Source organism: Neisseria shayeganii 871 (genome assembly GCF_000226875.1).
GTDB lineage: Bacteria > Pseudomonadota > Gammaproteobacteria > Burkholderiales > Neisseriaceae > Eikenella > Eikenella shayeganii.
In genome coordinates, this window is record NZ_JH164926.1 from 284882 (window position 1) to 296608 (window position 11727).

The 11727-nt window shown below is 57.2% G+C and carries 11 protein-coding genes, 1 tRNA gene and 1 pseudogene; 10 read left to right on the top strand and 3 right to left on the bottom strand.

All coding sequences use genetic code 11. The features are described 5' to 3' along the window. The first annotated feature begins 77 nt into the window (after positions 1-77). Entirely contained in the window at positions 78-833 is a 756-nt protein-coding gene (locus HMPREF9371_RS01285) for a hypothetical protein (RefSeq protein ID WP_009117998.1), read from the top strand. A gap of 1 nt (position 834) precedes the next feature. Here HMPREF9371_RS01285 and HMPREF9371_RS12975 read toward each other — a convergent pair. Then, positions 835-998, bottom strand: a pseudogene (locus tag HMPREF9371_RS12975) (two-component sensor histidine kinase); the annotation flags it as partial. Between the two features lie 30 nt (positions 999-1028). Here HMPREF9371_RS12975 and glnD point away from each other — a divergent pair. The 4 genes from glnD (at position 1029) to thrS (ending at position 7313) form a co-directional block, all read left to right on the top strand. Further along, a complete protein-coding gene (glnD, locus tag HMPREF9371_RS01290; RefSeq protein WP_009117999.1) occupies positions 1029-3572 on the top strand; it encodes a [protein-PII] uridylyltransferase in 2544 nt (847 codons plus the stop codon). Between the two features lie 213 nt (positions 3573-3785). Continuing rightward, positions 3786-5141: a bifunctional 3,4-dihydroxy-2-butanone-4-phosphate synthase/GTP cyclohydrolase II gene (gene ribBA, locus HMPREF9371_RS01295; protein ID WP_009118000.1), complete on the top strand. Its 1356-nt coding sequence runs from the start codon at positions 3786-3788 to the stop codon at positions 5139-5141. A gap of 77 nt (positions 5142-5218) precedes the next feature. Continuing rightward, positions 5219-5295: transfer RNA gene (locus HMPREF9371_RS01300), tRNA-Val, on the top strand. A 107-nt stretch (positions 5296-5402) separates the two neighbouring features. After that, positions 5403-7313 carry a threonine--tRNA ligase gene (thrS, locus tag HMPREF9371_RS01305; protein ID WP_009118001.1) on the top strand — a complete coding sequence of 637 codons (1911 nt, stop codon included), beginning with the start codon at positions 5403-5405 and terminating at the stop codon, positions 7311-7313. A 569-nt stretch (positions 7314-7882) separates the two neighbouring features. Here thrS and HMPREF9371_RS01310 read toward each other — a convergent pair. Both HMPREF9371_RS01310 and HMPREF9371_RS01315 read right to left on the bottom strand, forming a co-directional pair. Next, a complete protein-coding gene (locus HMPREF9371_RS01310; protein WP_009118002.1) occupies positions 7883-8344 on the bottom strand; it encodes a hypothetical protein in 462 nt (153 codons plus the stop codon). 3 nt (positions 8345-8347) lie between these two features. Then, positions 8348-8827, bottom strand: a complete 480-nt coding sequence (locus tag HMPREF9371_RS01315) for a hypothetical protein (protein WP_009118003.1) — start codon at positions 8825-8827, stop codon at positions 8348-8350. A gap of 33 nt (positions 8828-8860) precedes the next feature. On the opposite strand from HMPREF9371_RS01315, the gene HMPREF9371_RS01320 reads away from it, so the two are divergent. From HMPREF9371_RS01320 to HMPREF9371_RS01340, 5 genes are all read left to right on the top strand, one after another. Beyond that, complete coding sequence (locus HMPREF9371_RS01320) at positions 8861-9508, top strand: hypothetical protein (protein WP_009118004.1); 648 nt, start codon at positions 8861-8863, stop codon at positions 9506-9508. Positions 9509-9595: 87 nt separating this feature from the next. Further along, positions 9596-10117 carry a translation initiation factor IF-3 gene (gene infC / locus HMPREF9371_RS01325; protein WP_083813950.1) on the top strand — a complete coding sequence of 174 codons (522 nt, stop codon included), beginning with the start codon at positions 9596-9598 and terminating at the stop codon, positions 10115-10117. A gap of 151 nt (positions 10118-10268) precedes the next feature. Then, positions 10269-10466: a 50S ribosomal protein L35 gene (gene rpmI, locus HMPREF9371_RS01330; protein WP_040659925.1), complete on the top strand. Its 198-nt coding sequence runs from the start codon at positions 10269-10271 to the stop codon at positions 10464-10466. 12 nt (positions 10467-10478) lie between these two features. Continuing rightward, positions 10479-10835: a 50S ribosomal protein L20 gene (gene rplT / locus HMPREF9371_RS01335; RefSeq protein ID WP_009118009.1), complete on the top strand. Its 357-nt coding sequence runs from the start codon at positions 10479-10481 to the stop codon at positions 10833-10835. A gap of 442 nt (positions 10836-11277) precedes the next feature. Then, the gene (locus HMPREF9371_RS01340; protein WP_332247800.1) at positions 11278-11619 is read left to right on the top strand and encodes a GIY-YIG nuclease family protein; all 342 of its coding nucleotides are present in this window, start codon (positions 11278-11280) and stop codon (positions 11617-11619) included. The last annotated feature ends 108 nt before the right edge of the window (positions 11620-11727 follow it).

Here is an 11727-nt window from a genome sequence, read left to right on the forward strand (position 1 = left end):
AGCAGCGCAGTGAGTGCAGACATATCATATAGATAGGCAAGCGAACGAGCAGCGCACAACGCAGAAATGCGCCGCAGATGGGGTTTTGCAAGGGTCTCAGGCTACCTGAAAGCCGTTTCCGCTTCCCCACCGTTGCCACAGAAGCCATGCAGCCGACCTACCGAATTTTTTATTCTTTCTACGAAGACGACGCCCACATCGACAGCGAATCTCCGCTGCCCGTGGCCGCCGCCGAGTTGCCCGCCTATTTGGCCCGGTTGCGGCTGCACGGCGATTTTCTCGGCCTGGTGGACGAAGACGAGCAGACTTTCCAAATCATGTACGAGGAATTCAGCGGCTATTATTGGGGCGAGGTTCCCGACGGTGCGCGCGAAGGTTCGCACGGCTGTTTTTATACCGAGGAGGAGCTGGAAACCCTGCTGGCCGACTTGCCCGACCGCTTTTGCCCTAAACATTTCGACGGCTTGGCTTTCGAGCGTTGGTATGACGACTTCCGCCACAGCCCTTACGGCATTGAAGCCGAAACCCTTTACCAGCAAAGCAACGAAGGCGGAGAATTGGTGCGCATTGCCGAGGATTTGTGCGAATCTTGCCAGCTCGGCGAGTGGGACGGTTTGTGCGACGAAGGTTTGGCCCGTCTGCAGCGCGAGCTGCCGGCCGTGCCGGCGGCGTACACACCCGTCAATTTGCAACGCCTGGTTCGTGCCCTTAATTGGTTGGACGACTTGGTGGAAAACAACGATTTGTTCGACGAAAACTGTTTGGACGACTGGTGCAATATGGTGTTGGCCCGCATCGTCGATTACCACAACCACCGCCAACCCCGCCATTGAAAGGCTGAGACCTTTGCAAAACCCTCAGATGTGGATGCAGTTCAAGGCGTAGCAGCGCAGCGAACGTGAACGCCAGGAATCCCTGTGGGACAGACATATCATCTAGATAGGCAAGTGAGCGAGCAGCGCACAACGCAGAAATGCGCCGCAGATGGGGTTTTGCAAAGGTCTCAGGCTACCTGAAAGCCCCGCCCGATGACCCCCCTCGCCGCCGAACTTGCCCGCCGCAAGGCCGACATCATTGCCGACTACCGCCGCCACCGCAATCCGCAGGTTTTTTTCCGCGAATACGGGGCGGCGTTGGCACAACTGCTGGCCGGTTTATGGCAAGCCCTGCCAGATACCGAGGGCTTGTGTCTGTTGGCCACCGGCGGGTTTGGGCGCGGCGAAATTTATCCTTTCTCCGATATCGACCTGGCCTTGGCCGCCGATGCGGCCCTGACGCCGGCCCAACAGTCGGCGGCGGAAATGCTGGTGCAGCAGTTATGGGATTGCGGTTTGGCGCCGGCCTTGAAAAGCGGCAGCATTGCCGAATTGTGTGCCAGCGCGGCGGAGGACCTCACCGGCGACACCGCTTTGCTGGAGTCGCGCCTTTTGTGCGGAGATGCGGGGGTGGCGCAGCGTTTGGCGCGTGCCTTAGACTTGCAACGCGATGTGGTGGGCTTTATCGAAGGCAAACTGTTGGAGATGCAGCAGCGCCATGCCAAGGCGCAGGCTGGCAGTTTGCTGGAGCCGAATGTCAAAACCTGCCCCGGCGGCCTGCGCGACATCCATACCATGTTGTGGCTGGCCCAAGTACAGGGCATGGCGCCGCAAAGCGGCAGCTTGGTGCAGCGGCGCATTCTCAGCCGCACCGAATGGGGGGTGTTGATGAACAGTCACCGCCGCCTGGCCCGCATCCGCATCGAGCTGCATTTGGCCGCCGGGCGGGCGGAAGAGCGGCTGATTTTCGATTTGCAGCTTCAGGTAGCCGCTGCGCTGGGCCATCACGACGCGGAGGCCCACCGCCGCAGCGAACAGCTGATGCGTACGCTTTACCGTGCTACCAAGGCGGTCAAACAGCTCAACGGGATTTTGCTGCCCATGCTGCGCGGCCGAGTATATTCGGTGTTGCCGCGGGTGGTGCGCGACATCGACGCCGATTATTACCAGGTGGGTAATCTGTTGGCGGTAAAAGACAAAACCATTTTCCGCCGCCAGCCCAGCCATATTTTCAAAATCTTATCCCTTTGGCAGCAGCACAGCGATGTGTCCGGCCTCGCGCCGCAAACCTTGCGTGCTTGGTGGCAGGCGGCGCAAAAGCAGGTCAATGCCGCTTTTTACGCCAATCCGGTCAACCGGGGCCGCTTTGTCGGCTTTTTCCGTCACGGCGGCGGCCTCACCCATCTGCTGCGCTTTCTCAATCTCTACGGCGTGCTCGGCCGCTATCTGCCCGAATGGGCGCGAATCGTCGGCCTGCTGCAGCATGATTTGTTTCACGTTTATCCGGTGGACGACCACATTCTGATGGTGGTGCGCAATATGCGCCGTTTGGCGCTGGATGCCCACAGCCACGAGCTGCCGTTTGCTTCCGGTTTGATGGCAGCGTTTGGGCAGCCGCACATTCTTTATTTGGCCGCCTTGTTTCACGATATTGCCAAAGGCCGCGGCGGCGACCATGCGCAGTTGGGCATAGCCGATGCCCGCCGTTTTGCCGCCGACCATTTTTTGTCGGCGGAGGAGAGCGATTTGTTGGCTTGGTTGGTGGAAGACCATTTGCTGATGTCGCTGGTGGCGCAGAAGGAGGATATTCACAACCCGGAGGTGGTGGCGCGTTTCTGCCGCCGCGTCGGCAGCCAGGAGCGGCTGAGTGCCTTGTATTTGCTGACGGTGGCCGATATCCGCGGCACCAATCCGAAAATCTGGAATTCTTGGAAGGCCGGCCTGTTGGAGAGCCTTTACCGTTTGGCCTTGGCGCATTTTCAGGGCAAAGCCGCCGACAGCAGGCTGGCGGTGAGCCGCCGGCAGGAGTCGGCAAGGGCGCAGCTTGAAGCGTCAGGCTTGGACGAGGCCGGCTGCCGCCGCTTGTGGCAGTTGCTCGGTCCGGCTTATTTTGTCCGCCATGACGAAGCCGTGATCAATTGGCATATGTCGCTGATTGCCGGCAGTCCGGAGCAGCCGCAGGCCCATATGCGTTTCTTGCCGGATACCGGCGGTTTGCAGGTGTTGGTGCTGATGCCCAATCGAGAGCGGCTGTTCGCCGGCTTGTGCCGCCTGTTCGGCCACCACAACCTGAGCATTTTGTCCGCCCAGGCTTATGTGACGGATCACAATCACATTCTCGACACGTTTGTATTGCAGCTGCCGCCGGGCTGCGATGCTGCCGACCAAACCCGCATCCGCCGCCGTTTGCAGCAGGCACTCAACGGTTTCGTGTTGCTGAAGCCGCAGCCGCAGCGGGACGTTTCCCAAGCGGCCAGCCGCCGTCTGCGCCACCTGCCGATTGCGCCGCGCATTCTGCTGAGCGCGGAGGAGGCGCCAGGCGAATATGTGTTGGAAATCATTGCCGCCAACCGACGTTTTTTGCTGGCCGACATCGCCGATGTTTTGTCCGAGCTCAACATCAGTCTGCGGCACGCCAAAATCGCCACGCTGGACGAGCGGGTGGAGGACAGCTTTCTGATCCGTCATCCGCAATTGGATCAAACCGCTTTCCAATTGTTGCTGAAACAAAAGTTGCTGGAAAAAATCGGCACGTAAACAGCAGCAAAGCGGGCACAGGCTACCTGAAAACGACTGCGCAGGCTTTTCTGTCCTTAACCGATTGCTTGCCAACGGTTTCAGGTAGCCTGTTAATGAAATTTACCAAATGGTCATTTATTTTTCTGATTCTTTCGGTAGTGTGTATCTAAATTATTTGCCATTTGGTAAATCCGATTTTAGAATCGCGTCAGTTGATTTTTTTGACATGCCATGAGCCCCACCGAATTGCGCCGCCACAATCTGCGCTGCTGGATCAACCGCTTGTACGGCGGCCGGCAGTCTGCTTTTGCCGATGCCGCCCGCATCAACCCGGGCGAGCTGTCGGGTTTGCTGAAAAGCAAATCCTTCGGCGAAAAGAAAGCCCGCAAAATCGAGCGGGATGCCGGCATGCCCGCCATGTGGCTGGACGCCGACCACGGCGACGGCCCGCCCTTTTTCCCTACCGCACACGAAACGAAACCCACCATGAGCCACATCTCCTCCATCCCCGAAATTCTGGCCGACATCAAAGCCGGCAAAATGGTCATCATCACCGATGCCGAAGACCGCGAAAACGAAGGCGATATCTTGATGGCCGCCCAATTTGTGACCCCAGAAGCCATTAATTTTATGATCAAACACGCCCGCGGCCTGGTGTGTCTGCCGATGGACGAAAATATGGTGGAAAATCTCGGTCTGCCGATGATGACGCAGAAAAACGGTGCTCAGTACGGCACCAATTTCACCGTGTCGATTGAGGCGGCCAACGGCATTTCCACCGGCATTTCCGCCGCCGACCGCGCGCTCACCATCCAAACCGCGGTATCGCCCCAGGCGCGGCCCGAAGACATTGTGCAGCCCGGCCATATTTTTCCGCTGCGGGCGCAGAAAGGCGGTGTGTTGGTGCGGGCAGGCCACACCGAAGCCGGTGTCGATCTGGCACAGATGTGCGGCCTGATTCCGGCTGCCGTGATTTGCGAAATCATCAATGACGACGGCACCATGGCGCGCATGCCCGAGTTGATTGAATTTGCCAGGCAGCATCAGCTAAAAATCGGCACCATCGCCGATCTGATCGAGTACCGCAGCCGCACCGAGAGCCTGCTCGAAGAAATGGGCGATACGCCGGTGCAGACCCCGTGGGGCGATTTCCAGCAGCATGTGTATGTGGACAAACTCTCCGGCGAAACTCATCTGGCCCTGGTGAAAGGCAAGCCGGAGGCGTGCAAAGAAACCCTGGTGCGCGTGCACGAGCCGTTTAGCGTGATGGATTTCCTCCAGGCCAATCCGCGCCATTCTTGGCCTTTGCCTGAAGCCTTGGCGCGCATCCAGCAGGCCGAGAGTGGCGTGATTATTCTGATGCACCGCACCGAAACCGGCGCCACCCTGCTCGACCGCACCTTGCCCAAAGGCATGAATCAAGCGCGGCATTGGGACAGCAAAACCTACGGCATCGGCGCCCAAATTCTGGCCAATCTGAACGTGAAGAAAATGCGGGTGATGGGCAAGCCATCTTCCTTTACCGGCCTCACCGGATTCGGCTTGGAAGTGGTGGGCTTCGAAGAGGCGCCGAGCCATTCGGGCTGACCGCCGCAGCGCCCGCCGAATCAAGTTGGCGCGCTTGCCAGCCGCCTTCGGATATCGGTATAATGCCCGCTTTTCGCAGGCACGTAGCTCAGTTGGTTAGAGCACCACCTTGACATGGTGGGGGTCGTTGGTTCGAATCCGATCGTGCCTACCAGTTTCCCAAACAACAAAAGCCGCTCCGTGCGCTTTTGTTGTTTGTCTATTTACCGCCGCCCGCAGCATGCTTTCAGGTAGCCTGCCGTTTGGGTTTTGGAGCACCGGATGATCAATATTACCCTGCCAGACGGCTCCGTCCGTCAGTTTCAAGCCCCCGTTACCGTCGCCGAAGTCGCCGCCTCCATCGGCGCCGGCCTGGCCAAAGCAACGGTGGCCGGCAAGGTGGACGGCGTTTTGGTGGACGCCTGCGATGTGATCAGTCGCGATGCCGCGCTGCAAATCATCACGCCGAAAGACCCGGAAGGCGTGGACATCATCCGCCACTCCTGCGCCCACCTGGTCGGCCATGCGGTCAAACAGCTGTATCCCGAAGCCAAAATGGTCATCGGCCCGGTGATCGAAGACGGCTTTTATTACGACATTGCTACCGACAAACCGTTTACCCCCGAAGACGTGGCTGCGATTGAAGCGCGTATGAAGGAGTTGATTGCCCAGGATTACGATGTCATCAAGGTGATGACTCCGCGCGCGCAAACCATCCAAACCTTCGCCGAGCGCGCCGAAGACTACAAATTGCGCCTGATCGAAGACATGCCCGAGGTGGAAGCCATGGGCTTGTACCACCATCAGGAATATGTGGACATGTGCCGCGGCCCGCATGTGCCCAATACCCGTTTCCTCAAGCATTTCAAGCTCACCAAGCTGGCCGGGGCTTATTGGCGCGGCGACAGCAACAATGAAATGTTGCAACGCATTTACGGCACCGCTTGGGCCAGCAAAGAAGATCTGAAAGCCTACATCACGCGCATGGAAGAAGCGGAAAAACGCGACCACCGCCGCCTGGGCAAACAGCTTGACCTCTTCCATCTACAAGACGAAGCGCCCGGCATGGTGTTTTGGCATCCGCGCGGCTGGACGCTGTGGCAAACCATTGAACAGCACATGCGCCGCGAGCTGGACGCTGCCGGCTATCGCGAAGTCAAAACCCCGCAGATTCTGGATAAAACCTTCTGGGAGCAGTCCGGCCACTGGGAAAACTATAAAGACAATATGTTCACCACCCAGTCGGAAAAGCGCGAATACGCGGTTAAACCGATGAACTGTCCCGGCCACGTACAGATTTTCAACCACGGCCTGCGCTCTTACCGCGATCTGCCCATGCGTTTGGCCGAGTTCGGCTCCTGCCACCGCAACGAGCCCTCCGGCGCCTTGCACGGCCTGATGCGGGTAAGGGGTTTCGTGCAAGATGATGCCCATATCTTCTGTACCGAAGAACAGATTACCGCCGAGGCCAAAGCGTTCAACGAATTGGTGATGAAAGTGTACCGCCAGTTCGGTTTCGAGCAGGTGGCCGTGAAGCTGTCGCTGCGCCCGGAAAAACGCGCCGGTTCCGACGAAACCTGGAACAAGGCCGAGCAGGGCTTGCGCGATGCGCTCACCGCCTGCGGCATCGCTTGGGAAGAATTGCCCGGCGAGGGCGCGTTTTACGGCCCGAAAGTGGAATACCACATTAAAGACGCCATCGGCCGCTCATGGCAGTGCGGCACCATCCAGCTGGATTTCGTATTGCCCGAACGCCTCGGCGCCGAATACGTTACCGAAGACAACGGCCGCGCCCGCCCCGTGATGCTGCACCGCGCCATCTTAGGCTCGATGGAACGCTTTATCGGCATCCTCATCGAAAACCACGCCGGCTCCTTCCCCCTGTGGCTTGCCCCCGTGCAGATGGTGGTGATGAACATCACCGAAAAACAGGCCGACTACTGCCGCGAAGTGGTCGAAAAACTCAAAGCCGCTGGTTTCCGTGCCGAGCTTGATCTGCGCAACGAAAAAATCAGCTACAAAATCCGCGACAACAGCCAATACCGCTACCCCTACCAAATCGTAGTGGGCGAAAACGAAAAAGAAAACGGCCAAGTGGCCGTGCGCCGCAAAGCCGAAGACTTGGGCAGCATGAAAGTGGAAGACTTCATTGCACAATTGCAGCAGGAGCTGTCCGCCAACTTTGCTGAATAAATTCAGCAGCATACTTTGACGCAAAAAGTAGGGCGGGCATCCCTGCCCGCCGCAAACCGCAAAGGCCGAAAGCCGCTCCCGCAGAAGGGACGAAACCATCTGCGGACAAACCAAACGGTGAACAGGCATGCCCGCCCTGCATCTACGCAGTTCGTGGTTTGGGTGATTCACATGGTGGGCTGGCAAACCCACCCTGCACACTGCCGTGGATAACCAAAACGCAGGTCGGGCCTTCACGCCCGACATTGTTTTGTTGACTTCATTCCGTCGGGCTTAAAACGGCAAGGCTGCCTGAACAGCAGGCAAGGCGGGTGTAAACCCGCCGCAGCAAACGGTGTAAACCATCCAATCGCCCGAAACGCAGGCCAAGCATCCGCTTCCGCTTCCGGCACATTCCCTTTTCCGCAGTCTTGCGATTTTCAGGTAGCCTATCAGGCATGTGCCTTGCCGTCGGTATCGTCATGCCGCCATATGCGGACGGCAGCACAGGCATATGGCGTATTGCATACGTCCCATGTCCCACGCCCTTTCAACACGCCCGACAAAAACCGCACGCAGCGGCACAACCCTTATTCCCCGTCCAGCAGGGATTTCACCGCCGCCAGCTCCTCCCGTTCAAACCGCTGCCATTCACTGGCCGACAAATAACTGCTGATGCGCTGCACAGGAGTGTAGCGGTCGCTTTTGCGGGCGAGGTGGGCGCTGTGTTTGCCGAAAGCATCGGTTTCATACAGCAGTTCGGCTTCGTCAAAGTGCAGTAGTTTCTTTTTGCCCAGCGGGCCTACCCGGTAAATGGTGCGGCTTTCCAGATCAAATACGATGCGCAGGTGTCGGGCAAGCAACAGGTGGTAGGCGGCAAAACCCGCGCCGCAAACGGCCAAACCCCATGCAATGCCTTTGTAATCGGGCTGCTCCAAAAACCAACCGGCCATGCCGCCGACGACCAGCAGCGGCAGGGAAATGACCATGTCTTTGCGGAAATCACCGGCAAACGGAGCCAGTGTCAGCGTGTGCGCGCTTTGCTCCTTCATGACTCAATCCTTGTATTGATGAATCAGCGCTTCGGTTTCGTCAATCAATGCCTGCGCCCAGGCGCTGGAATGGGTCAGTCCCTTGGATTTGAGCAGAAAGCGTTTTTCCCTGCCGCCGTCCAGAAAAAACGCGTGTACGTCCACGCCCAGGGGAAAGCGCATGTATTCCGCCTTATGCACCTCAAAGCGCAGGAAAGCGTGCAGCGGCAGCGCCTGCATCCCCAGGCCCACGGCCGAACTGGGATACAGAAAGGTTTTGGCGGCACTATCGATGGCAATCCGCTGCCCCTTGCGCGCAAACGCGGCAATCACGCACAGCGTGCCGAGCACCAACGGTCCCCAAAACGCCGCGTTGTGCCAAGCCAGCACCTTGGCCGCCACGGCCAAACCGATACACAGCACGCCCAACGCAAGGCGCAGCCCCGTCATTTTGGATTGTGCAGACAATACGTATTCGTGCCCGTTCTGTTTCCAGTATTTCATGATTGTTTCCCTTTTGCGTAAGATAGAAAGTGTGTGAAAATCGGAGAGTGGCCGCAAGCGCCAAACGCCGCTGCGCCATCTCTTTGTTATTGTAAAAAAAAAACGATTATCAAGCAAGACAAATTTAATCGGAGAAAGCAAAGCCATGCGCCGCCCGCCCGAATACGCCCCGAATACAGCCGCGCCGAACGCCTGCACCGCGTCCTGCGCTTCGGCCTGCCCGCCTTGGCCTTTATGGCCTTTTTGCAGTTTGGATTTTTTCCGTGGCTCAAAACCTTTGCCGAAGATGCCCCCTGCCGCAGCCTGCTCGGCATCCCCGGCACCACGGTGGTGATATACGGCGTGTTCGCGCTCATCCCGCTGCTGCTTTGCATCTTCATGACCGCGCGGATGCTGCCTTTGATACTGCGCACGTTCAAAAGCGGGCAATACCCGCCGCCCGGCCAAAAAACCTTCCACCCTACCCGCATCCTCACCGGCCTGCCCGCCAAACTGATCGGCTGGGCGGGCATCGTCTGTTTAAGCGTCCTGTTTGTATTTGCGGCATACAGCGGTTTGCATGCGCAGACCATGCTGGAAAACCATCAGCAGAAAATGCAACAGCAATACCCAAACGGCTTCCCCTGCCACAACGGCAAGGCTGCCTTTTCAGGTAGCCTGCTCTTCACAAACCCCGCGTAAAACGTTTAAAATAGCGCGATTTTTCAGCAGGCGGCGCTTTAAACAGACACAGCGGCCTGAAACAAGCCAACCAACACAGGAGAATTCATCATCGCACAAGAACGCGAAGCACGGATTAACGGCGAAATCACCGCCAAAGAAGTGCGTTTAATCAGTGGCACCGGCGAGCAGCTCGGCGTCGTCAGCATCAAAGAAGCCATGGCCATGGCCGAAGAGCAGGATGTGGATTTGGTGGAGATTTCCCCCACCGCCAAACCGCCGGTCTGCAAGCTGATGGATTACGGCAAGTACAAATACGAGCAGTCCAAAAAGCGCGACGAAGCCAAGAAAAAGCAAAAAATGGTGCAAATCAAGGAAATCAAATTCCGCCCGGGCACCGATGAAGGCGATTACCAGATCAAAATGCGCAACATCAACCGCTTTCTTGCCGACGGCGACAAAGTGAAAGTGACCCTGCGCTTCCGCGGCCGCGAAATGGCCCACCAGGAATTCGGCGCCCAATTGCTCGAACGCGTGAAAAACGACCTGGCCGAAGTGGCCACTGTGGAGCAGTTCCCGAAAATGGAAGGCCGTCAGATGGTGATGATGATTGCACCTAAGAAGAAATAAACGTATAATTTCGCGTTTTTCAAGCCCGCCGCCGCTTGGAAAAAACGGCCTTTCGGCCAAACCTGAGGCGGCCAAAAACCGTGGTGTTTGGGTTCAAGCATTGCCATGCAATCCCCTGATGCCTTATCCGATAAATGAATGGAGTTTTCCCATGCCAAAAATGAAAACCAAGTCGAGCGCCAAAAAACGCTTCAAAGTACTGGGTAACGGCGGTGTGAAGCGCGCCCATGCGTTCAAGCGTCACATCCTGACCAAAAAAACCACCAAAAACAAACGCCAACTGCGCGGCACCTCTATGGTGAACGAGCGCGATTTGGCTGCCGTTGCTAAAATGTTGCCCTACGCTTAAGGAGTTTGAACCATGCCACGCGTAAAACGCGGTGTAACCGCTCGTGCCCGTCATAAAAAAGTATTAGCGTTAGCCAAAGGCTACCGCGGCCGTCGTAAAAACGTCTATCGCGTTGCCAAACAGGCGGTGATGAAAGCAGGCCAATACGCCTACCGCGACCGTCGTCAGCGCAAACGCCAATTCCGCCAGTTGTGGATTACCCGTATCAATGCCGGTGCCCGCCAACACGGTTTGTCTTACAGCAAATTCATGAACGGCCTGAAAAAAGCCGCTATTGAGCTGGACCGCAAAGTATTGGCCGATTTGGCCGTATTCGACAAAGCGGCTTTTGCCCAATTGGTTGAAAAAGCCAAAGCCGCTCTGGCTTAACTTAAATTGCAAATTTTGAAAAAGGAAGCTTCGGCTTCCTTTTTTCTGCTTATGTGCCATTGGGTGCGGCAATGGAGCGGCCTAGTCGGTTTGCGGCGGCGCTGGACCAAGAAACTCTGGGTTTATTTATATCTTTGTATCGGTTTGGTTTGGACGGTATTGGAGGCTAACTGAACATGGGCAGCTTAATCGGCGAAGAATAGGCCGAGACCTTTGCAAAACCCCCAGATGTGGATGCAGTTCAAGGCGTAGCAGCGCAGCGAGGCGAACGAAGGAGTCCCTGTGGGACAGACATATCACACGATAGGCAAGCGAACAAGCAGTACCCATAGAGCATAAACGCACAACACAGAAATGCGCCGCAGATGGGGGGTTTGCAAAGGTCTCAGGCCATCAATAGAAAGATCTAAAAGTTGCAGTCAATTAGTTGGGAAAGGAAGAGATGGACAAATCCGTTGCATGCGGCCCAGAAACCGCTGCAGGGAGCCGGATGGCCGAAGCGGCCAATCAGTGGTGCGTGTACCTGATCCGCTGTGCCGACGACACTTTCTATTGCGGCATCAGTAACCGGCCGGCCTTACGTTGGGCGGCGCATTGTGCCGGCCAAGCGGCCCGCTATACCCGTTCGCGCGGGGTGAAGGAAATGCGTTTGCTGAGCGTGGGTTTGAGCCGTTCGGCAGCAGGCAGGGAAGAGTGGCGCATCAAGCAGCTGAATCGGCAGCAAAAGCAGTTATTGTGGGCGGCGGTGGTGGAGACGGACAGAATCTGGCGCCAAGAGGCATAAGGGGCAGCAGATGGTTTTGCCCGGTTTCAGGTAGCCTGAATGCGGGCAAACCCCTAAACACTGTTGGCAGGCAAAACTGATTGTCGGGTTTGTTTGGCGCGATAAAAA

What these genes read in the sequence shown, in the direction of transcription:
- HMPREF9371_RS01285 (WP_009117998.1), top strand. Translation starts at nt 78, where the DNA reads ATGGGGTTTTGCAAGGGTCTCAGGCTACCTGAAAGCCGTTTCCGCTTC.
- glnD (WP_009117999.1), top strand. Translation starts at nt 1,029, where the DNA reads ATGACCCCCCTCGCCGCCGAACTTGCCCGCCGCAAGGCCGACATCATT.
- ribBA (WP_009118000.1), top strand. Translation starts at nt 3,786, where the DNA reads ATGAGCCCCACCGAATTGCGCCGCCACAATCTGCGCTGCTGGATCAAC.
- thrS (WP_009118001.1), top strand. Translation starts at nt 5,403, where the DNA reads ATGATCAATATTACCCTGCCAGACGGCTCCGTCCGTCAGTTTCAAGCC.
- HMPREF9371_RS01310 (WP_009118002.1), bottom strand. Translation starts at nt 8,344, where the DNA reads ATGAAGGAGCAAAGCGCGCACACGCTGACACTGGCTCCGTTTGCCGGT.
- HMPREF9371_RS01315 (WP_009118003.1), bottom strand. Translation starts at nt 8,827, where the DNA reads ATGAAATACTGGAAACAGAACGGGCACGAATACGTATTGTCTGCACAA.
- rpmI (WP_040659925.1), top strand. Translation starts at nt 10,269, where the DNA reads ATGCCAAAAATGAAAACCAAGTCGAGCGCCAAAAAACGCTTCAAAGTA.
- rplT (WP_009118009.1), top strand. Translation starts at nt 10,479, where the DNA reads ATGCCACGCGTAAAACGCGGTGTAACCGCTCGTGCCCGTCATAAAAAA.
- HMPREF9371_RS01340 (WP_332247800.1), top strand. Translation starts at nt 11,278, where the DNA reads ATGGACAAATCCGTTGCATGCGGCCCAGAAACCGCTGCAGGGAGCCGG.